The sequence below is a fragment of the Streptomyces monticola genome (assembly GCF_042665355.1).
GTDB classification, from domain to species: Bacteria; Actinomycetota; Actinomycetes; order Streptomycetales; family Streptomycetaceae; genus Streptomyces; species Streptomyces monticola.
The window spans coordinates 283868-303933 of record NZ_JBHTCF010000008.1 but is presented as its reverse complement, the minus strand read 5'-3'; the positions used below and the strand labels follow the sequence as shown (position 1 = coordinate 303933).

Annotated in this window: 19 protein-coding genes and 1 riboswitch; of the genes, 8 read left to right on the top strand and 11 right to left on the bottom strand. The window is 72.5% G+C overall.

Annotation, left to right across the window (positions count from 1 at the left end; all coding sequences use genetic code 11):
• Nucleotides 1-4: 4 nt before the first annotated feature.
• From ACFQVC_RS21000 to ACFQVC_RS20985, 4 genes are read right to left on the bottom strand one after another with little or no spacing between them, the layout of a single operon-like run.
• Complete coding sequence (locus ACFQVC_RS21000; RefSeq protein ID WP_381832221.1) at nucleotides 5-691, bottom strand: DUF6286 domain-containing protein; 687 nt, start codon at nucleotides 689-691, stop codon at nucleotides 5-7.
• The gene (locus ACFQVC_RS20995; protein ID WP_381832218.1) at nucleotides 688-1035 is read right to left on the bottom strand and encodes an Asp23/Gls24 family envelope stress response protein; all 348 of its coding nucleotides are present in this window, start codon (nucleotides 1033-1035) and stop codon (nucleotides 688-690) included. The genes ACFQVC_RS21000 and ACFQVC_RS20995 overlap by 4 nt, the downstream gene beginning before the upstream one ends.
• Complete coding sequence (locus ACFQVC_RS20990; RefSeq protein ID WP_381832215.1) at nucleotides 1035-1229, bottom strand: hypothetical protein; 195 nt, start codon at nucleotides 1227-1229, stop codon at nucleotides 1035-1037. The genes ACFQVC_RS20995 and ACFQVC_RS20990 overlap by 1 nt, the downstream gene beginning before the upstream one ends.
• A gap of 19 nt (nucleotides 1230-1248) precedes the next feature.
• Entirely contained in the window at nucleotides 1249-1719 is a 471-nt protein-coding gene (locus ACFQVC_RS20985; RefSeq protein ID WP_381832213.1) for an Asp23/Gls24 family envelope stress response protein, read from the bottom strand.
• A gap of 95 nt (nucleotides 1720-1814) precedes the next feature.
• Between ACFQVC_RS20985 and ACFQVC_RS20980 the strand changes: the two genes are divergently transcribed.
• Nucleotides 1815-2582, top strand: coding sequence for a nucleopolyhedrovirus P10 family protein (locus tag ACFQVC_RS20980; RefSeq protein ID WP_381832211.1), 768 nt, complete (start codon nucleotides 1815-1817; stop codon nucleotides 2580-2582).
• Between the two features lie 23 nt (nucleotides 2583-2605).
• Here the strand turns inward: ACFQVC_RS20980 and ACFQVC_RS20975 are convergent, their stop codons facing one another.
• From ACFQVC_RS20975 to ACFQVC_RS20960, 4 genes are all read right to left on the bottom strand, one after another.
• Entirely contained in the window at nucleotides 2606-3436 is an 831-nt protein-coding gene (locus ACFQVC_RS20975) for an enoyl-CoA hydratase/isomerase family protein (RefSeq protein ID WP_381832208.1), read from the bottom strand.
• 130 nt (nucleotides 3437-3566) lie between these two features.
• Complete coding sequence (locus ACFQVC_RS20970) at nucleotides 3567-3788, bottom strand: helix-turn-helix domain-containing protein (protein ID WP_249590717.1); 222 nt, start codon at nucleotides 3786-3788, stop codon at nucleotides 3567-3569.
• Between the two features lie 364 nt (nucleotides 3789-4152).
• On the bottom strand, nucleotides 4153-5751 hold the full coding sequence (locus tag ACFQVC_RS20965; RefSeq protein WP_381832205.1) for an ABC-F family ATP-binding cassette domain-containing protein: 1599 nt from the start codon (nucleotides 5749-5751) through the stop codon (nucleotides 4153-4155).
• A gap of 96 nt (nucleotides 5752-5847) precedes the next feature.
• A complete protein-coding gene (locus ACFQVC_RS20960; RefSeq protein WP_381832203.1) occupies nucleotides 5848-6708 on the bottom strand; it encodes a PQQ-binding-like beta-propeller repeat protein in 861 nt (286 codons plus the stop codon).
• Between the two features lie 217 nt (nucleotides 6709-6925).
• Between ACFQVC_RS20960 and ypfJ the strand changes: the two genes are divergently transcribed.
• Both ypfJ and ACFQVC_RS20950 read left to right on the top strand, forming a co-directional pair.
• A complete protein-coding gene (gene ypfJ, locus ACFQVC_RS20955) occupies nucleotides 6926-7816 on the top strand; it encodes a KPN_02809 family neutral zinc metallopeptidase (RefSeq protein WP_381832200.1) in 891 nt (296 codons plus the stop codon).
• 17 nt (nucleotides 7817-7833) lie between these two features.
• On the top strand, nucleotides 7834-8235 hold the full coding sequence (locus ACFQVC_RS20950; protein WP_381832197.1) for a VOC family protein: 402 nt from the start codon (nucleotides 7834-7836) through the stop codon (nucleotides 8233-8235).
• 35 nt (nucleotides 8236-8270) lie between these two features.
• Here the strand turns inward: ACFQVC_RS20950 and ACFQVC_RS20945 are convergent, their stop codons facing one another.
• From ACFQVC_RS20945 to ACFQVC_RS20935, 3 genes are all read right to left on the bottom strand, one after another.
• Entirely contained in the window at nucleotides 8271-9659 is a 1389-nt protein-coding gene (locus tag ACFQVC_RS20945) for a hypothetical protein (RefSeq protein ID WP_381832195.1), read from the bottom strand.
• Between the two features lie 114 nt (nucleotides 9660-9773).
• A complete protein-coding gene (locus ACFQVC_RS20940; protein ID WP_381832193.1) occupies nucleotides 9774-10901 on the bottom strand; it encodes an alpha/beta hydrolase in 1128 nt (375 codons plus the stop codon).
• Between the two features lie 167 nt (nucleotides 10902-11068).
• Nucleotides 11069-11713, bottom strand: coding sequence for a class II aldolase/adducin family protein (locus ACFQVC_RS20935; RefSeq protein WP_381832190.1), 645 nt, complete (start codon nucleotides 11711-11713; stop codon nucleotides 11069-11071).
• 208 nt (nucleotides 11714-11921) lie between these two features.
• Between ACFQVC_RS20935 and ACFQVC_RS20930 the strand changes: the two genes are divergently transcribed.
• The 5 genes from ACFQVC_RS20930 (at nucleotide 11922) to cobN (ending at nucleotide 20030) form a co-directional block, all read left to right on the top strand.
• On the top strand, nucleotides 11922-13208 hold the full coding sequence (locus tag ACFQVC_RS20930; protein WP_381832188.1) for an inorganic phosphate transporter: 1287 nt from the start codon (nucleotides 11922-11924) through the stop codon (nucleotides 13206-13208).
• Nucleotides 13209-13243: 35 nt separating this feature from the next.
• Nucleotides 13244-13465 carry a hypothetical protein gene (locus ACFQVC_RS20925; protein WP_381832407.1) on the top strand — a complete coding sequence of 74 codons (222 nt, stop codon included), beginning with the start codon at nucleotides 13244-13246 and terminating at the stop codon, nucleotides 13463-13465.
• Between the two features lie 156 nt (nucleotides 13466-13621).
• Nucleotides 13622-13767, top strand: a riboswitch (cobalamin riboswitch).
• Nucleotides 13768-13933: 166 nt separating this feature from the next.
• Nucleotides 13934-14881 carry a cobalamin biosynthesis protein gene (locus tag ACFQVC_RS20920; RefSeq protein ID WP_381832186.1) on the top strand — a complete coding sequence of 316 codons (948 nt, stop codon included), beginning with the start codon at nucleotides 13934-13936 and terminating at the stop codon, nucleotides 14879-14881.
• Nucleotides 14878-16386 (top strand): cobyric acid synthase, encoded by a 1509-nt coding sequence (locus tag ACFQVC_RS20915; RefSeq protein WP_381832184.1) that lies wholly within the window; start codon nucleotides 14878-14880, stop codon nucleotides 16384-16386. Before ACFQVC_RS20920 ends, ACFQVC_RS20915 begins: the two co-directional genes overlap by 4 nt.
• Nucleotides 16383-20030, top strand: coding sequence for a cobaltochelatase subunit CobN (cobN, locus tag ACFQVC_RS20910; protein ID WP_381832181.1), 3648 nt, complete (start codon nucleotides 16383-16385; stop codon nucleotides 20028-20030). Before ACFQVC_RS20915 ends, cobN begins: the two co-directional genes overlap by 4 nt.
• Nucleotides 20031-20066 lie beyond the last annotated feature (36 nt).

Here is a 20066-nt window from a genome sequence, read left to right as displayed (position 1 = left end):
GGCGTCAGCCCTTCTTCCCCGGCCGGTCGACCCGCACCGTGAGACCCGGCCCGCGGGCCAGGCCGAGCGCGGCGACACCGGCGGCGAGTGCGGCGTCCAAGTCGACGCGTACGTCGTCGAGTTCACGGAAGTGCGAGATGGCCCGCACATCGACCTTGGCGCGTCGCACGCGGACGCGTACCGACTGCACTCCCGGCACTTCCATGGCACGGTCGCGCAGCACCAGGGCGGCCGCGCCGGTATCGAGCCAGGCCCGCACATCGGGGTCGCCGGCCCGCATGGCGAGGACCGAACGGTGCCCGGGGGTGGCCGCGAGCAGCAGCAGCCAGACGCCCAGGACGAGGGCCGCGCCCGCGCCGATCAGCACCCACAGGTCGTCGAGGGGGCGCGCGGCGAACTGCTCGCCCAGGGTGCGCCGCCACGTCATGGCGGGCCGGTCGGTGCGCACCGCGGTGACGTCGTACAGGAGCAGTCCGGCGGCGCCGAGGCCGAGCAGACCGACGAGGACCACCGGCACCCGGCGCACGGACCACATACGGCGGTGCTCGCCGCCCTCCTGCGGGGTCAGGACCGGGGTATAGGACGCGGCGGACGCCGACTGGCCGAACTCCGGCGCCTTTGGCGGTCTCTTCTCGATCACGGGCAGCGGCTGCGTACCGCCGCTGCCGGGAAGCTCGCTGCCTTCGCTCATCGTGTCCTCCCCTGTGCCGCCGCCCGGGACGACGCCGAGTGCAGGCGTTCCACCTGGACCGCCACCGCGGGCACCGGCATCCCCGCCAACGCCTCTACCCGCTCGGCGACTTGGCGACGCACGGCCCCGCACTGGGCGCCGATGTCGCAGGGGTAGTCGAGTTCGAGGCTGATCCGTACCTCGGCGGTGCCGCGGTGCACGGTGACCGTGGCGCGCGGCGGCTCACCGTCCACGGGCACACCGGCACGCAGCGCCTCACGGGCCGCCCGTGCGGCGATCTTGGCGACGACCCGGTCGGCGATCCGGGTCGCCCCGCGCTCGGCCGGCGCGACCGCCGCCACCATCAGGGCCGCCGGTCCCCGCGGGAGCCACGGGGCCGGAAGAGGTCACCGGGTTCCAGGTCCCCGTCGGCGTACCGCCCTGCCAGGAAGCCGATCGCGCCGAGGGCGGCGACCAGGAGGAAGGCTCCGAAGCCGCCGAAGTACGCGGCGAAGCCGAGCGCCATACCGGCCATGAGGCCGACCACCGCCATGCTCATCATGAGCTCCTCGGGGACGTCATTGGAGCCGGGTCTCCGGCTCGTCCTCTTCGTCGTCGGGCAGCTTCACATCGCCGACCGCGATATTGACCTCGACGACTTCGAGTCCGGTCATCCGCTCGACGGCGGTGATGACGTTCTCGCGTACGGCGCGTGCGACATCGGCGATGGCGACGCCGTAGTCGACCACGATCTCCAGGTCGAGTGCCGTCTGTACCTCGCCCACCTCGGCCTTGACGCCGCGCGCCACGGACTTGGTGCCGCCGGGCACCCGGTCGCGCACGGCCCCGAAGGTCCGTGACATGCCGCTGCCCATGGCGTGCACGCCGACCACGTCACGGGCGGCGAGTCCGGCGATCTTCTCGACCACACCGTCGGCGATAGTGGTGCGGCCCCGGGTCGCCGGGTCGCCGCCGCCGCGCTTGGCCTGCCCGCCGGTGTCCGCCGGCCGCGCGGAATCCGGCTTGCTCCGCTGTTCGGTCTCGGTCATCGCGTTCGTCCCAATCCATGGGGGTTGCTGCGCTTCTTCGCCCACAGTAAGCGCGCTCGCCCGACTCCGCGCCGGGGATGCGGCAGGCTGGGGCAATGACGGCTGACGGGTGGACGCGCGCGGTACGTGACCAGCTCGGCCTGGGACGTCTGCTTCCCCTCGGCGGGGCGGCGGACGGGGCCTGGATCGCGGAGAGCGCGGCGGCAGCGGTGCTGCGGGACGCCGCGCGGTCGGTACGAGGGGTGCGCATCGGGTCGCTGCGCCTTGCGCTCGCCGACCCGGAGACGGCGGGTGAGCCCGCCGTGCCGGCCCCGCCGGGCGCACTGCCGCCCGGCGCGCTGCGCCTTGACGCGGAGTTCGAGGCGACGGCCGCGCGACCGCTGCCCGCCACGGCGGACGAGCTGCGCGGCGCGTTGTCCGGTGCCGCCGCCACGAGGCTCGGCCTGGTGCTCGACACGGTGGATCTGCGGGTGACGGCCCTGCTCGACACGGAACCGCAGGCCCCGGCCGGCCGCCCGGACACGGACTGCGGCACCACTCCCCCGGCGGGCACCCAGAACACGCAGGACGCCCAGGGCACCCAGGGCACCCAGGAAGACGAGGTCGCGGCCGCGGCTGCCGCCGTACCGGGTGTGGTCCGGCTGGCCGGGGCGCTCGGGGGCGCCGGCCGTGCGGTGCACATCGGGCACCGCACGGCGCCGGACACCCTCGCGGCCCGTCATATCCGCGTCGAGCTGGCGACAGCGACGGGCGTACGCGCCCTCGATGTCGCCCTCGCGGTACGCCGGGCCGTCGCCTCGGCCTGCACGGACCGGCCGACCGTGGCGGTGGTGGTGACGGCGGTGTCGGCGGCGACGGACTGAGTCCGCTCCTCGCCGCCGGGGCGTTACTCCCCGAGACCTGCCAGGTCCCGCAGCCGCCGCGCCTGCGCGGTCCGCTCGGCGGTGCGCTGCTCCTCGTACGAGCGCGTGGCGACGCCCTGGAGGAGTGCCTTGGTCTCGATCACGGCGTCGCGGGGTGCGGCGAGCAGCGCGGCGGCCAGGTCCTGTGCCGCCGCGTCGAGTTCGGCGCCGGGGACGACGAGATTGGCGAGGCCGGTCCGCTCGGCCTCGGCGGCGCCCACGAAGCGGCCGGTGGCGCAGATCTCCAGGGCGCGTGCGTAGCCGACCAGGGAGACGAGCGGATGGGTGCCGGTCAGGTCCGGCACCAGGCCAAGGCTGGTCTCGCGCATGGCGAACTGCACGTCCTCGGCCGCGACCCGCAGGTCACAGGCGAGGGCGAGCTGGAAACCGGCGCCGATCGCATGCCCCTGGACGGCGGCGATGGAGATCAGATCGCTGCGCCGCCACCAGGTGAACGCCTCCTGGTACTCGGCGATGACGGCATCGAGCTCGGCGTCATCGCCGCGCGCCAGGTCGAGGAAGGACGGCTCGCCGTCGAAGCCCTCGGGTGTGAACGCCTGCCGGTCGAGCCCCGCGGAGAAGGACTTGCCCTCACCGCGCAGGAGCACGACCCGCACGCTGCCCGGAAGTGACCGCCCGGCTTCGGCCAACGCCCGCCAGAGTGCAGGACTTTGGGCGTTGCGCTTGGCCGGGTTGGCCAGGGTCACCGTGGCGGTCGCGTCATCGACGGTGAGCCGCACGCCGTCCTTGGCGAAAACCTCGGTTCCGGCTGTGGTGCCGGAGCCGGCTGCGTGCTGGGGGTCGAGCGAAGCCATGGGGCGCCTCCGATGGGACTGCGGTCAGCTTCTGACAGCTACCTCTGCCATTAAGTGACTGCACAGTAACCACCCGGCCGATCACCGGATCGACCGGGTGGCCACCATCGGAGACGATGAGCCGCCCGTCTCAGCCGGCTGCGGCCTTCTTGCCCCGCGTCGCCCCGCCGCGTCCCCGCAGCGTGACCCCGGACTCGCTGAGCATCCGGTGAACGAATCCATAGGAACGGCCGGTCTCTTCGGCCAGTGCCCGGATGCTCGCACCGGAGTCGTACTTCTTCTTCAGGTCTGCCGCGAGCTTGTCGCGCGCGGCGCCGGTTACCCGGCTGCCCTTCTTCAGAGTCTCGGCCACCCGTGCCTCCTCATGGGAAGTGCGCTCTGGACTTCTCATGATCACCCCTCCGGGGCGTCCTGGCCACCCATTCGGCAAGGTCCGTGGGACGAGGTTTCCGGGCCGGGAAGCCGTCATCACTAGCGGAATGGGGCACTCCGGTGCCTGCCGGAGGTACGGCCGAATGGGTTCATGAACGAAGCGCCAGGTCAGCGCCCGGAGCCCGGCCGTCAAGTCCGCACAAGGGCGCAAGCCCCAGATTCCGTGTACGACACACCTCGGTACGAGGCGATCTCACTCAGATGAAGGATCACGCGTCCGGCGAATGATCCATACGGAGTTGATCAGGCGCGGACAGGCGTTGGCCTGGGAGCACGGGGCGGGCTCAGGCCAGCGCCACGAGGTCCGCGTAGTCGGCGCCCCACAGGTCCTCGACGCCGTCCGGGAGCAGGATGATCCGCTCGGGCTGCAGCGCCTCGACGGCCCCCTCGTCGTGGGTGACGAGCACGACCGCGCCCTTGTAGGTGCGCAGCGCGCCCAGGATCTCCTCGCGGCTCGCCGGGTCGAGGTTGTTGGTGGGCTCGTCGAGCAGCAGGACGTTCGCGGACGAGACGACCAGGGTCGCGAGCGCGAGCCGGGTCTTCTCGCCGCCGGACAGCACGCCGGCGGGCTTGTCCACGTCGTCGCCGGAGAACAGGAACGAGCCGAGCGTCTTGCGCACCTCGACCAGATCGAGGTCGGGCGCCGCGGAGCGCATGTTCTCCAGGACCGTGCGGTCCGGGTCGAGGGTCTCGTGCTCCTGCGCGTAGTAACCGAGCTTGAGGCCGTGGCCCTCGACGACCTGGCCGGTGTCGGGCTTCTCGGCGCCGGCCAGGAGCCTGAGCAGGGTGGTCTTGCCGGCGCCGTTGAGGCCGAGGATGACGACGCGCGAGCCCTTGTCGATGGCCAGATCGACATCGGTGAAGATCTCGAGCGAGCCGTACGACTTGGACAGGCCCTCGGCGGTGAGCGGGGTCTTGCCGCAGGGCGCGGGGTCGGGGAAGCGGAGCTTGGCGACCTTGTCGTTGGCGCGGACCGCTTCGAGGCCGGAGAGCAGGCGCTCGGCGCGCTTGGCCATGTTCTGCGCGGCCACGGTCTTGGTGGCCTTGGCGCGCATCTTGTCGGCCTGGGTGTTGAGGGCCGCGGCCTTCTTCTCGGCGTTCTGGCGCTCGCGCTTGCGGCGCTTCTCGTCAGCCTCGCGCTGCTGCTGGTAGAGCTTCCAGCCCATGTTGTAGATGTCGATCTGGGAGCGGTTGGCGTCCAGATAGAAGACCTTGTTGACCACGGTCTCGACGAGGTCGACGTCGTGGGAGATCACGATGAAGCCGCCGCGGTACGTCTTGAGGTAATCGCGCAGCCAGACGATCGAGTCGGCGTCGAGGTGGTTGGTCGGCTCGTCGAGGAGCAGCGTGTCCGCGTCCGAGAAGAGGATGCGGGCCAGCTCCACGCGACGGCGCTGACCGCCGGAGAGCGTGTGCAGCGGCTGGCCGAGCACCCGGTCGGGCAGACCGAGCGCGGCGGCGATGGTGGCGGCCTCCGCCTCGGCGGCGTACCCGCCCTTGGTGAGGAACTCGGTCTCCTGGCGCTCGTACTGCTTGAGGGCCTTCTCGCGGGTGCCGCCCTTGCCGTTGGCGATCCGCTCCTCGTTCTCCCGCATCTTGCGGATCAGGGTGTCGAGGCCGCGGGCGGACAGGATCCGGTCGCGGGCGAACACCTCGAGGTCGCCGGTGCGCGGGTCCTGCGGCAGATAGCCCACCTCGCCGGAGCGGGTGATGACACCGCCGGCCGGCTGGCCCTCGCCCGCGAGGCACTTGGTGAGGGTGGTCTTGCCCGCGCCGTTCCGCCCGACCAGTCCGATGCGGTCGCCCTTGGCGATACGGAAGGTGGCGTTCTCGATCAGGACTCGGGCGCCGGCGCGCAGCTCGATACCGGATGCGGTGATCATGGACAGACTCCAGGCAGGGGGAAGTGGACGGCGGACTGCGGGCTGAGGCGAGGTCGACGCCGTCTAATGCATGAGGAGAATGGCCATGGGCCAATTCTAGCGGGGCTGTGCAACCACTTTTTCCGGCGCCTTTGTGGCGCCCGTGAGCGGCTTCGCCGTGCCCGTGTGCAGCTTCGCCGTGCCCGTGAGCGGCTTCGTGGTGCGCGTGAGCGGCTTCGTGGTGCGCGTGACGGGGCGCGTGCCCGGCAGGGCGTTGCCGAGCGGCTTGCGGTGCGGGGCGATGCGGCCCAGGTCGTCGACGGCGATCAGCTGTCCGGGCCAGGCGGTGTCGGCGGCACAGGGCTGGGCCACGATCAGCGCCCGGCCGTGGCGCAGCGCCTTGGCGGGCGTGAAGGCGCAGCCGCGGCGGGCAGGCAGGACCCAGCGCAGATCACCGTCCGCGACGCGGTACGCGGCGATCTGGCGCGGGGTGACGACGGCGAGCATCCCGGAACCGCCACCGAGGGGCCGCAGGACACCGGCGCCGCCGCGGGCCCCGGGGGTGCGCAGCCAGTCGCGGGCCGCGGGGATCGCGCGGTGCCAGCGCACGGCGCGCCCGGAGCCGCGCACCGTGTCGGTGACCATGGCGTCGTCCCAGAGCGCGATGGCGTGCCCGGGCTGCGACAGCAGGGCGAGCGGGCGGCGGCCTTCGCGGGTGTAGGTCCAACGGGCCCGGCCCGTGTCCGGGTCGTACGCCTGGACGGACCGTCCCCGCATCCTCAGCGGCAGGGTGCCGGCGGAAGCGGTGTCCGCGATACCGGGCTGCACGCGCGCGTGGACCGTGAGGCGGTCGCCGTATGGGACGGGCCGTGAGTGATGGGCCGCGGTCATGAGGGGCAGCGCGAGCAGGGCGAGGAAGACGGGCAGGACGAGCTGGGTGGTGCGGCGGCCAGCCGCCTCCAGCGACAGAACGGCCAATGCGGCCCCCCTTCGGTGCTGCCGGCCATGGACAGGCGCAGAGCGTAGCCGCGGGGGTCGGAGGCCGGGCCCGGCCGACGGTGCGACACGGGCGGGGGGCCCCGGCCGTCCCCCGTTCAGCCCTGACGAGCACAGGCATATCGGGGCGAACTGGACGATACTCGGCGCAGGGCGGCGGGCCGCCGCCCGGGACGCGGAGCAGAGGGTTGGTGCACCCATGCAGTTCGACGACAACGCCAATCTGGACACGTCCGAGGTCCAGGATGTGCGCGGCAGCCGCATTCCCGGCGGCAAGGCGACCATCGGTGGCGGCCTCGCCGGTCTGCTCGCGCTGTTCATGGGGCTCTTCTTCGGCGTCGGGCCCGAGAACCTCGGCCTGACCTCCGGCAACGACGAGCCGTCGGCGACGTCGTCGAGCGCGGCCCAGGTGCAGGAGTCCTGCAAGACGGGGCAGGACGCCAACTCCAAGGAGGACTGCCGCATGGTCGCGGTGGTCAACAGCGTCCAGGACTTCTGGCGCCAGGAGTTCCCGCGCCGGGGCGCCCGCTACTCCGACGCGCAGACCGTGTTCTTCACCAACCGCGTGGGCACCGCCTGCGGCCAGGCCTCATCGGCGGTCGGGCCCTTCTACTGCCCCGGCGACCGCAAGGTCTATCTGGACCTGGGCTTCTTCGACGAGCTGCGCACCAAGTTCGGTTCGAGCGGCGGGCCGTTCGCCCAGGCCTACGTGGTGGCGCACGAGTACGGGCACCACATCCAGAACCAGATGGGCACCCTGCAGCGCTCCCAGGACGGCCGTACGGGCGAGAACAGCAACGCCGTCAAGGTCGAGCTGCAGGCCGACTGCTACGCGGGGGTGTGGGCGCGGCAGGCGACGACGACACGTGACCCGCAGACCGGCAGGCCGCTGATCACCGAGCTCACGGACGCCGACATCAAGGACGGCCTGGACGCCGCGGCCGCGGTCGGGGACGACCGCATTCAAGAGCGGTTCCAGGGCAGGGTCACCCCGGAGTCCTGGACCCACGGCTCCGCGCAGCAGCGCCAGCAGTGGTTCTACCAGGGGTTCCGTTCGGGCGACATGGCCCAGTGCAACACCTTCCGCTGACTTGGGAGTTGGACCGCATGACAGCGACACCCAGCATCTGTCCGACACTGCTGTACACGGACGCCAAGGCCGCGATCCGGCAGCTGACGGAGGCCTTCGGCTTCACCGAGTCGGCCGTGTACGAGAGCGAGAGCGGGGTGGTCGAGCACGCCGAACTGTCCTACGGCAACGGCGTGGTGATGCTCGGCTCCAAGGGCCGCGGCGGAGTCTTCGCCGAGGCCATGGAGCGCTCGGGTCCTGTCGGGGTCTATGTGCGCGTGGACGACGTGGACGCCCACCACCGGCAGGCCGCCGCGCACGGCGCGGACATCCTCGTCCCGCCGACGGACCAGGACTACGGCGCGCGCGACTACATGGCGCGCGACACCGAGGGCAACGTGTGGAGCTTCGGGTCGTACGCGCCGGGCGCGCAGGAGTAGGCCGGGCAGCCGGGGGGCAGCCGGACCGGCCGCGATCAGGCGCCGCCCGTGTGCACCTGGAAGGCCGCACGCCGTACCGCCTTGGCGAGTGCCGGGTCGGGGTGGGCGGCGGCGAGGGCGACCAGGACCTGAACGGTGCGCGGGTGCCCCACCGCCCGTACTTCCTGCAGCAGCGAGGGCACCGTGGGCTGTACCGCCGACTCCAGGTGGCGGACGAGGAGTTCGGCCTCGCCGTGGTCGGCGACGGCCGCGGCGGTGTCCACCCACAGCCAGGTCGACTCCTGCCGGGTCAGCACCGTGTGCACGTCCTCCGGGTCCACGCCCTCCTGCTCGGCGAGCCACATCAGGGCGTACGGCCGCAGGCATGTCTCGTCGACGGCCGCCCGCACATCCGGCTCGGCGGGGGCGCCCACGACCCGCAGCGCCTCGAAGGCGAGGCCGCGCAGGAGCGAGTCGTCGCCGCGCGCCGCGCCCAGGAGTTCGGTGACGGCGCTGCCCACCGGGCGGGCCGCGAGCCAGGCGCGGTACTCGGCGCGGGCCGCGTTCGGACGGAGCCGGGCACAGCCGCGCAGCATCTCCTCGGCGGAGTGCTCGATATTCCCCGCGGGGCTCTGCGCGGCCACGATGATCTGCTCGAGCTTGACCCAGACCGCCCAGCTGCCGAGCGGCGTGAGCGTCGCCTGATCATCTGTCAGGGTCAGTGCGCCGACGGCGGCGAGGGAGCGAAGGGCCCAGTCGAGGAGCGGCGGCAGCGGGGTGTCCGTCTCGGGCACGGGCTCGGGCCGCGGCCCGAACGGGATCTCGCAGCGCTCGTCGCGCAGTTCGATGACGCGCTGCTGCAGCAGGTCGAGGAGCTGCGACACGGGCACGGGCCCGTCGGAGAGCTGCAGCAGGGACAGCAACTGGGGCATCGCCTCGATGACTTCGGCCACCGCGGCCGGGGCGAGGTCGGCCGGCGCCTGGTGCACGAGGGACCAGGCGTCGAACAGGGCGACCCAGCCGCGCAGCACGGCGGAGTCGTCGCGGTCCCAGGCGCGCAGGCGCCAGCCGGCGCGTGCGGCGCTGCCGTGCACCTCGACGAGGCCCGCGAGGCGTGCGGCGTCCCAGGCGGCGTGCGCCTCCTTGGGCGTCAACCGGAGGTCGGCCGCGGCGCGTTCGGCCGCCTCGGCGGAGAGCGTGCCGCCGCAGCCGGGGCGCAGCCCCGCACCGCGGCCCGGCGCGGCATCGGCCCAGCGGGCGATCCTGGCGGCCCCGGCGAGCCCGGTACGCGCCATGCCGGCGAGCACCGCGGGCGCCGGAGTGCCCTCCGGCGGGCGCGGCGCGGGACGCCGTGTGCGCCGCTCGGTCACGGCCCGTGGGGCGGTGGCGAGCGTGCGGGGACGGACGAGTCGGAGCCTGGAGTCGCGCGGGGTACGGGACGTCACGAGGGCAGTCTTCCCGCTCGGGGCTCGAAAGCCCAAACGGAATGGGTCGGTCGGGGTCCGTCCGCCCTTCACATCAGGGGTACCGCGCCCCTTGCGCCAGGGTTTCCCCGCCGTTCACATCAAAGGGGTCAGAAAGCGCCGGAGCGTCTCTTCGTACGCCGTCGGGTCCGCGTTCCACATCGCCGCGTGGGGCGCGTCCACGACCGTGTGCAGGCTGACCAGATCGGGGCGGCGGGCGGCCAGTTCGCGGGAGCGGGCCCAGGGGGCGAGGGTGTCGTCCGGGCCGTGGATCAGGAGGGTCGGCACCCGCAGCGTCGCCGTGTCGGCGGCTTCGACGACGCGGTCACCGCGCAGTCCCGTACGCCCCTGGGCGGCCCTGACCGCCAGCGGGAGGAGCGCCGACGGGGTGTGGCGGGCCGAGGCGAGGGCGCGCAGGGTGGCTTCCCAGTCGAGCACCGGCGAGTCGAGGACCAGACCGCTGATCCGGTCGCGGAGCCCCGAGTGGGCGGCCGCGTGCAGGGCCATCGAGGCGCCGGTCGACCAGCCGTACAGGACGACGTGCTCCGCGCCGTAGCGCACCGCGTACCGGATCGCCGCGTCCAGGTCGCGCCACTCCGTCTCGCCCAGGTGCCGCAGGCCGTCGGGGGAACGCGGGGCGCCCAGGTCGCCGCGGTAGGCCAGGGACAGGACGGGGAGCTGCTGGCGGTGCAGGAAGTCCATCACCACCATGGGGTGCTCCCGGGTGGTGCCGAGGCCGTGCACCGCGATCACCCAGGTGTTCCTGCGGGCCGGCACGAACCAGGCGGGCAGGCCGCCCAGCTCCCCCGGGATGTCGACGTCCGCGTGGTCCAGGCCCAGGGCGTCGCGCGGGTTGCCGATGTGCACCTGCGGGGTCAGCCAGACCCGGGCGCCGGGGTCGAGGCTGCCGTGGGTGACGCCGACGAGCCGGCGTACGACGGTGTCGGCCGCGGGGGCCGTGCCGTCCAGGACCGGGCCGACGATCGCGTGGCAGCCGTCGCCGGTGAGGCCGTAGGTGCCGGGGCGCAGGGCGGCCAGCGCCCGGGTGAGGGTGACCCGGTCGCCGCCGTTGGCGTGCACCGTCAGGCGCGGGTCCGTGGGCAGGGGACGGCCCGGGGGCGCCTTGAGCGCGACGTCGCTGGCGTAGCGGCCGGCGGCGACGGCGGCGGCACCGGCGCCGAGTACGGCGGTGAGTGCCGCGGCTGCGGCTGATGCGGGGCGCATGCGCTCCAGTTTCGACGGGGTCGGCCCGGTGGGCCAGTCGGAGTGCGGCACGAGTACCCGGGTCCGCGCCGTGATTCCCCGCTCTGTTCAGCCTTTCCGGGCGGCCTTCCGTCCGGCCCTCACGGTCGGCCTCTCCGTCTCAGCCCTTCTGTTTCAGCCGTTCCGCCTCAGCCTTTCTGTCCGTAACCGCTGAGCTGCTCCGCCGCCGCCCGCAGCTGCTCGGGAGCCAGGAGGGACGGTGCGCGTCCTGGCACGGAGTGGGCGGTCAGCCAGAGGCGGCACATCCACTCCAGTTGGGCCGTGCGGTCGTAGGCCTGGTCGAGAGCGTCGCCGTAGGTGACGGCGCCGTGGTTCTGCAGCAGGCAGCCGGTGCGGTCGCGCAGGGCGTGCAGCATGTTCTCGGCCAGCTCGTCCGTGCCGTAGAGGGCATAGGGGGCGACGCGGACGGGGCCGCCCAGGATCGCGGTCATGTAGTGGACCGGCGGCAGTTCCTCGACCAGGGTGGAGACGGCGGTGGCGTGCAGCGCGTGGGTGTGGACCACGGCCGCCGCGCCGGTCGTGCGGTAGACCGCCAGGTGCAGGGGCAGTTCGCTGGTGGGTTTCAGGGTCCCGGCGACCTGCCGGCCGTCCAGGTCGACCGCGACGGTGTCGGCGGGGGTGAGGCGGTCGTACGGGACGCCGCTCGGGGTGATGAGGATCCGGTCTCCCACGCGTACCGAGACATTGCCCGAGGTGCCGACGACCAGTCCTGCGGCGGCGGTTCTGCGGGCCGTCGCGACGAGGTCGGCCCAGGCCTCTTCTGCTTCTGCCATGCGGCGATCCTGCCAGGGTGCCGCCGCCCGCGGGCAGAGTGATGAGGGTCTCTTCCGAGGGCCGGCGGGACGGCTGAAGCGCTCCATAGAGGGATCGGCGCAAGGACCCCCGCCGCGGGACACCCCACCGCCTGCCTCAGTTCACTTTCCGTTCACCCAGGTTGCCTACGTTCCACGTGCCACTGACGTCGAACGATTGCCTGGGTAAATGGAACACATCACGCTGCTGCTCGCGATCGTGATCGTGACAGCTCTCGTGTTCGACTTTACGAACGGTTTCCACGACACCGCCAACGCGATGGCGACGACCATCTCGACCGGCGCTCTCAAGCCCAAGACGGCGGTGGCCATGTCCGCCGTGCTCAACCTCGTCGGCGCGTTCCTCTCCGTGGAAGTCGCCAAGACGATCTCCAGCGGGCTGGTCAGAGAAGACGGCATCCAGCCCGAAGTGATCTTCGCGGCCCTGGTGGGTGCCATTCTCTGGAACCTCCTCACCTGGCTGGTGGGACTGCCCTCCAGCTCGTCGCACGCCCTCATGGGCGGTCTGATCGGCGCCACCATCGCCTCCATCGGGATCAGCGGGGTCAACGGCGGTGTCGTCGTGACCAAGGTCCTGATCCCCGCGATAGCCGCCCCGCTCGTCGCCGGTATCGCCGCGCTCCTGGCCGCGAAGCTGGCGTACAAGCTCGGCAAGAACGCCGGTGAGAAGTCCAGCGCCAAGGGCTACCGCTCCGGGCAGATCGCCTCCGCCGGTCTCGTGTCCCTCGCGCACGGCACCAATGACGCGCAGAAGACGATGGGCATCATCACCCTGGCCCTGGTCGCCGGTGGCGCGCTCGCGCCCGGCTCCAACCCGCCGGTCTGGGTCATCGTCTCCGCCGGACTCGCCATCGCCCTCGGTACCTACCTCGGCGGCTGGCGCATCATCCGCACCATGGGCAAGGGCCTCACCGACCTGCAGCCGCAGCAGGGCTTCGCCGCCCAGACCTCGGCCGCCGCGGTCATCCTGGCCTCCTCCAACCTGGGCTTCTCGCTCTCCACCACGCACTCCTGCTCCGGCGCCGTCATGGGCGCGGGCCTCGGCCGCAAGGGCGGTGTGGTGCGCTGGTCGACCGCGACCCGGATGTTCATCGCCTGGGGCCTGACCCTGCCGGCCGCCGGACTGGTCGCCGCGGGCGCCGAGTTCGTGGCCCGCCAGGGCGACTGGGGCATCGCGGCCGTCGCCGTCTTCCTCGTCGCCTCCTGCGCCGCGATCTGGTTCATCTCCCGCCGCCAGGTGGTCGACCACACCAATGTGGTCGCCGACGACACGGACAGCGCCGGCGTGCCGGCCGAGCCCGCGGGCGTCGTCACCACCGCCATCGCCGCGGTCACACCGCCGCCGGCCGCCACGACCGCCGTGGCCGAAGAGGCGGACGACGTCCGCAAGACCACCGTCCACGCCTCGTCGGGCGCCGTCGCGGACCCCGCGCGGCCCGCCGGTGCGACCGTCTGAGCCCGGCTCACGGTCCGAGTTAAGGAACACGCATGATCGACATCGACTGGGCGGCGCTCGGCTCCGTCTTCGGCGTCAGCCTCGTGGCGACGGTCGCCCTGGTGGGACTGTTCACCCTCGGCATCGCCGGCCTCTCCAAGCAGGAGGCGGCCACGGCGCAGGGCGGCTCCGCGCCGCTCGCCCGCACCGGCGCCTACGCCTGCTTCGCGCTGTGCGCGGCGGCCGTGGCGTACGGGATCTTCCTGATCGTCGCCTGACGGCACCATCGCCGGTACCCGTACCGGTCGGATCCGCGAACCGCCCCGCGGCGGCCTCCACCCGAGGTCGCCGCGGGGCGGTTTTCCGTGCGCCGCGGACCGGTTCGCTGTGGGGCTCCGCACACTCTTCCGCCGCAGGTCAAACCTGAGTTGACGGGCGTTCGCGGGCGTGGTGGACTTCCGGAGCCCATACGGCGACATGGAGAGGAAGCCGGTGCGAATCCGGCGCGGTCCCGCCACTGTCACCGGGGTTCACCCGAACCCCGTGAGCCAGGAACTCTCGCCGCCGTATCCGTCGAACCAGGGCGCGGACCCTGAGTGAGGACAACATCGCCATGCACGGCTGCCGTTCGGCTGTCTCCAGTACGTCGTCCCGTACGTCCAGAACATCCAGTACGCCCAGTGCTGCCCGTACGTGCAGTACCTGCTGTGCCCCGCCCCTTCGAGGCGTGACGGCCGGCTGAACCCGTGCGTGCCGACCGTGTCTTCACGTACGGCGCCGCCGCCGGGCTCCTCGGCGACCTCCTGCTCGGCGACCCCCGTCGCGGGCACCCGGTCGCCGCGTTCGGCCGGGCCGCGGGTGCCGTTGAGCGAGTCCTCTGGCGCGACCACCGCGGGTGGGGCGCGCTGCACACCACCGTGTGCGTGGGCTCCGCCGTGGGCGCCGCCGCGCTCGCCGGCGCCGCCGTACGCCGCTCCCCCGCCGCCTCACTCGCGCTGACCGCCGCCGCCACCTGGGCCGTGGTGGGCGGTACTTCGCTCGGCCGTGAGGCGCGCGCCATCGGCGGTGCGCTCGCCGCCGGGGACATCGACGTGGCGCGTGAGCGGCTGCCGCATCTGTGCGGACGCGACCCCGCCGCCCTCGACGCGGACGGCATCGCGCGCGCCGTCGTCGAATCCGTCGCCGAGAACACCTCCGACGCCGTGGTCGGCGCCCTGGTGTGGGGCGCGGTGGGCGGAGTGCCGGGGCTCGTCGGGTTCCGGGCCGTGAACACGCTCGACGCGATGGTCGGTCACAAGTCGGCCAAGTACCGCCGCTACGGCTGGGCTTCGGCGCGGCTCGACGACGTGGCCGGATGGCCGGGGGCACGTCTGACGGCGGCGCTCGCGGTGGCGGCGGGCCGGGACCGGCGCGGGGCCGTGCGGGCCTGGCGCGCGGACGCTGAGCGGCATCCGAGCCCCAACGCGGGCCCGGTGGAGGCGTCCTTCGCGGGCGCGCTCGGGGTACGGCTCGGCGGGACCCTGTCGTACGGCGGGCGCGTCGAGCACCGGCCGGTGCTCAACTCCGCGGGGCGCCGGGCCGAAGTCCGTGACATCGAGCGGGCCGTGCGGCTTTCACGGCGCGTGAGTTGGGCGGCGCTCACCGTGTGTGCGGCCGCGCGCATCCTCGTACAGAAGAAGAGGCGTACCTCATGAGCGGTGGACTACTGGTCGCCGGGACCACATCCGACGCCGGGAAGAGCGTCGTCACCGCCGGGATCTGCCGGTGGCTGGCCCGCAAGGGCGTCGCCGTCGCGCCCTTCAAGGCGCAGAACATGTCGCTGAACTCCTTCGTGACACGCGAAGGCGCCGAGATCGGCCGTGCGCAGGCCATGCAGGCGCAGGCCGCACAGATCGAGCCGACCGCGCTGATGAACCCGGTGCTGCTCAAGCCCGGCAGCGACCGCAGCAGCCAGGTCGTCCTGATGGGCAGACCGGTGGGCGAGATGAGCGCACGCGGCTACCACGGAGGGCGCCAGGAATCGCTCCTCGGCACCGTCGTGGACTGTCTGGAGCAGCTTCGGGGCACGTATGACGCGGTGATCTGTGAGGGAGCGGGCAGTCCCGCCGAGATCAATCTGCGGCGTACCGACATCGTGAACATGGGCGTCGCCCGCGCCGCCCGCTTCCCCGTCGTGGTCGTCGGGGACATCGACCGGGGCGGGGTCTTCGCCTCGTTCTTCGGTACGACGGCACTGCTGAGCGCGGACGACCAGGCCCTGGTCGCCGGGTACTTGGTGAACAAGTTCCGCGGCGACGTGTCGCTGCTCGAACCCGGGCTCGACATGCTGGAGCGGCTCACCGGGCGGCGTACGTACGGCGTCCTGCCGTTCGCGCACGGGCTCGGCATCGACGAGGAGGACGGGCTCCGGGTGTCCTTGCGCGGGGCCGTACGCGAGTCCGTCGTCGCACCGCCCGTCGGGGACGACGTGCTGCGCGTCGCCGTGTGCGCCGTACCGCTGATGTCCAACTTCACCGATGTCGACGCCCTGGCCGCCGAGCCGGGTGTCGTCGTGCGGTTCGTGGACCGGGCCGAGGAAATCGTCGACGCCGACCTGGTCGTGGTGCCCGGAACACGCGGCACCGTCAAGGCACTTGAGTGGCTGCGCGAGCGCGGCCTCGCGGACGCCCTGGCACGCCGGGCCGCCGAAGGGCGGCCGGTGCTGGGGATCTGCGGCGGCTTCCAGGTGCTCGGCGAACACATCGAGGACGATGTCGAGTCGCGCGCCGGGGCCGTCGACGGGCTCGGCCTGCTGCCCGTGCGGGTCCGGTTCGAGAGCGAGAAGACCCTCGCCCGGCCGGTGGGCGAGGCACTCGGCGAGCCCGTCGAGGGCTACGAGATCCACCACGGAGTGGCCCGGGTGACCGGCGGCGAGGCCTTCCTCGACGGCTGTCGCGTCGGCGCCGTGTGGGGCACCCACTGGCATGGCTCGCTGGAGTCCGACGGCTTCCGGCGGGCGTTTCTGCGGGAGGTGGCGCGGGCCGCGGGACGGCGGTTCGTGCCCGCCCCCGACACGTCGTTCGGCGCGCTGCGCGAAGAGCAGCTCGACCGGCTCGGCGATCTGATCGAAGAACACGCGGACACGGATGCGCTGCTGCGCCTCATCGAGACCGGCGCGCCGTCCGGTCTCCCGTTCATTGCTCCGGGGGCACCCTCATGACCGTTCTCCTTCTGTCCACCGCCGACACCGATCTGCTCGCCGCGCGGGCCTCCGGTGCTCCGTACCGGATCGGCAACCCGACCCGGGTCCATGTCACCGAGGAGCTGCCCGGGCTCATCGAGGGCGCCGACATCGCCGTCGTACGTCTCCTCGGCGGCAAGCGCGCCTGGGAGGACGGGCTCGCCGCGCTCAAGGCGTCCGGCATCCCGACCGTGCTGCTCGGCGGGGAGAGCGTGCCCGACGCCGAGTTGATGGCCGAGTCGTCCGTGCCCGCGGGTGTCGTGGCCGAGGCCCTGCGCTATCTCGTCGAGGGCGGGCCCGGGAACCTCGTCGAGCTGGCGAGGTTCCTGTCCGACACCGTCCTCCTGACCGGCCATGGCTTCGCCGAGCCGCAGAAGATGCCGGAGTTCGGGCTGCACGGCGGCCACACCCCGGTCGCCGGGCGGCCCACCGTCGGCGTGCTCTTCTACCGGGCGCACGAGCTGTCCGGGAACACCGCCTTCGTCGACACCCTCTGCGACGCCATCGAGGCGCGCGGCGCCAACGCCCTTCCCGTGTACTGCGGTTCGCTGCGCGGCGCCGACCCCGCCCTGTACGAACTGATCGGGCAGGCCGACGCCCTGGTCGCCACCGTCCTCGCGGCGGGCGGCGCCCACGCGTCGGAGGCCTCGGCCGGCGGTGACGAGGAGGCCTGGGACATCGGCGCGCTCGCCGAGCTGAACATCCCGGTCCTGCAAGGCCTTTGCCTGACCTCCTCGCGCGCCGCCTGGGACGACTCCGACGCCGCACTCTCCCCCATGGACGCCGCGATGCAGGTGGCGATCCCCGAATTCGACGGCCGCCTGATCACGGTGCCGTTCTCGTTCAAGGAGCAGGGCCCCGACGACGTACCCGTCTACAAGGCCGACCCGGAGCGGGCCGCGCGCGTCGCCGGAATCGCCGTGCGGCACGCCCGGTTGAGGCACAAACCCAACGCCGACAAGCGGCTCGCGCTCGTCTTCACCGCGTACCCGACGAAGCACTCGCGCGTCGGCAACGCCGTCGGACTCGACACCCCCGCGTCGGCGGTGGGCGTCCTCGACGCGCTCAAGGACGCCGGATACGTCGTCGAAGGGCACCCCGACAACGGCGACGAGCTGATCCACCGGCTCATCAACGCCGGTGGCCACGACGTGGAGTGGCTCACCGAGGAGCAGCTCGCGGCCGCGCCCGCGCGCGTACCGCTCGCCGACTACCAGGCGTGGTTCGACAAGCTCGACCCCGAGCTGCGGGACGCCATGACCGAGGCGTGGGGCGAGCCGCCCGGCTCCCTCTACGTCGACGGCGACGACATCGTGCTCGCGTCGCTGCAGTTCGGAAATGTCGTCGTGATGATCCAGCCGCCGCGCGGCTTCGGCGAGAACCCCATCGCCATCTACCACGACCCCGACATGCCGCCCTCGCACCACTACATGGCGGCCTACAGGTGGCTCGAGAACTCCTTCGGCGCGGACGCGATCGTGCACATGGGCAAGCACGGCACGATGGAGTGGCTGCCCGGCAAGGGCCTCGGCCTCAGCGGTTCGTGCGCCCCCGACGCCGTCCTCGGCGACCTGCCGCTCATCTACCCGTTCATCGTCAACGACCCCGGCGAGGGCACCCAGGCCAAGCGCCGCGGCCACGCCACCGTCGTCGACCATCTGGTGCCGCCGATGGCCCGCGCCGACACCTACGGCGACCTCGCCAAGCTGGAGCAACTCCTCGACGAGTACGCCCTGGTGAGCGATCTCGACCCGGTCAAGGCACCGGCCGTACGCGCCCAGATCTGGACCCTCGTCAAGGCCGCCGAACTCCACCACGACCTGCATGTCGACGAGCAGCCCGACGACGAGGCGTTCGACGAGTTCGTGATGCACATCGACGGCTATCTGTGCGAGATCAAGGACGTCCAGATCAGGGACGGCCTGCACATCCTCGGTGGCGGCCCCGTCGGCGAACCGCGCGTCAACCTCGTCCTCGCCGTCCTGCGCGCCTCACAGGTGTGGGGCGGCACCGCGAACGCGCTGCCGGGCCTGCGGGCCGCGCTCGCCGAGCACTTCGGGCTCGACGAGAAGGCCCTGCTGTCCGAGCCGGGCGCGGCGGTGAAGGTGCCCGTGGAACTGACCGAGCTGGTCGACGGGCCGGCGCGGAGCGCGTCCGACGCCGTCGATCTCCTGGAACAGCTGTGCCGGCGGCTCGCGGAGGGCATGGAGGAGCGGGGCTGGGAGCTGACCGCGGTACGTCCCCTCGTACACGAGGTGATCGGGACCGAACTGCCGTCCGCGGTCGCCGTCCTGGGCTTCGCCTGCGAGGAGGTCGTGCCCCGGCTCGCCCGGACCACGGACGAGATCGGGCACATCCTGCGGGCCCTGGACGGGGGCTACGTGCCCGCCGGGCCCTCCGGTTCGCCGACCCGTGGACTCGTGAACGTCCTGCCGACCGGCCGCAACTTCTACTCCGTCGACCCCAAGGCCATTCCCTCCAGGCTCAGTTGGGAGGTCGGGCAGGCGCTCGCCGACTCCCTGGTGGCCCGCTATCTGACCGACACCGGTGAGTACCCCAAGTCCGTGGGACTGACCGTGTGGGGCACCTCCGCGATGCGCACCCAGGGTGACGACATCGCGGAGATCCTCGCTCTGCTCGGCTGCCGCCCCGTGTGGGACGACGCCTCGCGGCGCGTCACTGGCTTCGAGATCGTGCCCCTGGAGGAGCTCGGGCGGCCGCGTATCGACGTGACGGTGCGTATCTCCGGCTTCTTCCGGGACGCCTTCCCGCATGTCGTGGGGCTCATCGACGACGCGGTACGCGCGGTGGCCGAGCTCGACGAGCCGGACGAGTCCAACTACGTACGGGCGCACGTGGCCGAGGACACCGCCGAACACGGGGACCGGCGCCGCGCCACCGCCCGTATCTTCGGCTCCAAGCCGGGGGCGTACGGGGCGGGTCTGCTGCCGCTGATCGACGCCCGCAACTGGCGCTCCGACGCCGACCTCGCCGAGGTGTACGCGGTGTGGGGCGGCTACGCGTACGGGCGCGGGCTCGACGGCCGCGCGGCGCGCGGCGACATGGAGACGGCGTTCCGGCGGATCGCGGTCGCGGCGAAGAACGTCGACACGCGCGAGCACGATCTCGTCGACGCCGACGACTACTTCCAGTACCACGGCGGCATGGTCGCCATGGTGCGGCATCTGACGGGCACGTCACCCGAGGCCTACGTGGGTGACTCCGCCACTCCCGAGCAGGTCAAGACCCGCACCCTCGGCGAGGAGACGCACCGCGTGTTCCGGGCCCGGGTCGTCAATCCGCGCTGGATGGCGGCGATGCGGCGGCACGGGTACAAGGGGGCCTTCGAGATGGCGGCCACCGTGGACTATCTCTTCGGGTATGACGCCACGGCTGGGGTCGTGGATGACTGGATGTACGAGCGGCTTTCGGCTGAGTATGTCTTCGCCCCGGAGAACCGGGAGTTCATGCAGAAGTCCAACCCCTGGGCGCTGCGCGGGATTTCGGAGCGGCTGCTCGAGGCGGCCGAGCGGGGGCTGTGGGCGGAGCCGGACCAGGAGACGCTGGAGCGGCTTCGGGCCACTTATCTGGAGCTTGAGGGTCAGTTGGAGGGGGACGAGTGACTCACCCCGGTCCTCGAACTCCCCCGGCCTTCGGCC

Bases quoted from the DNA above. Each gene is read 5' to 3' on its own strand.
- ACFQVC_RS21000 (WP_381832221.1), bottom strand. From the start codon at position 691: ATGAGCGAAGGCAGCGAGCTTCCCGGCAGCGGCGGTACGCAGCCGCTG.
- ACFQVC_RS20995 (WP_381832218.1), bottom strand. From the start codon at position 1,035: ATGGTGGCGGCGGTCGCGCCGGCCGAGCGCGGGGCGACCCGGATCGCC.
- ACFQVC_RS20990 (WP_381832215.1), bottom strand. From the start codon at position 1,229: ATGAGCATGGCGGTGGTCGGCCTCATGGCCGGTATGGCGCTCGGCTTC.
- ACFQVC_RS20985 (WP_381832213.1), bottom strand. From the start codon at position 1,719: ATGACCGAGACCGAACAGCGGAGCAAGCCGGATTCCGCGCGGCCGGCG.
- ACFQVC_RS20980 (WP_381832211.1), top strand. From the start codon at position 1,815: ATGACGGCTGACGGGTGGACGCGCGCGGTACGTGACCAGCTCGGCCTG.
- ACFQVC_RS20975 (WP_381832208.1), bottom strand. From the start codon at position 3,436: ATGGCTTCGCTCGACCCCCAGCACGCAGCCGGCTCCGGCACCACAGCC.
- ACFQVC_RS20965 (WP_381832205.1), bottom strand. From the start codon at position 5,751: ATGATCACCGCATCCGGTATCGAGCTGCGCGCCGGCGCCCGAGTCCTG.
- ypfJ (WP_381832200.1), top strand. From the start codon at position 6,926: ATGCAGTTCGACGACAACGCCAATCTGGACACGTCCGAGGTCCAGGAT.
- ACFQVC_RS20950 (WP_381832197.1), top strand. From the start codon at position 7,834: ATGACAGCGACACCCAGCATCTGTCCGACACTGCTGTACACGGACGCC.
- ACFQVC_RS20940 (WP_381832193.1), bottom strand. From the start codon at position 10,901: ATGCGCCCCGCATCAGCCGCAGCCGCGGCACTCACCGCCGTACTCGGC.
- ACFQVC_RS20935 (WP_381832190.1), bottom strand. From the start codon at position 11,713: ATGGCAGAAGCAGAAGAGGCCTGGGCCGACCTCGTCGCGACGGCCCGC.
- ACFQVC_RS20930 (WP_381832188.1), top strand. From the start codon at position 11,922: ATGGAACACATCACGCTGCTGCTCGCGATCGTGATCGTGACAGCTCTC.
- ACFQVC_RS20915 (WP_381832184.1), top strand. From the start codon at position 14,878: ATGAGCGGTGGACTACTGGTCGCCGGGACCACATCCGACGCCGGGAAG.
- cobN (WP_381832181.1), top strand. From the start codon at position 16,383: ATGACCGTTCTCCTTCTGTCCACCGCCGACACCGATCTGCTCGCCGCG.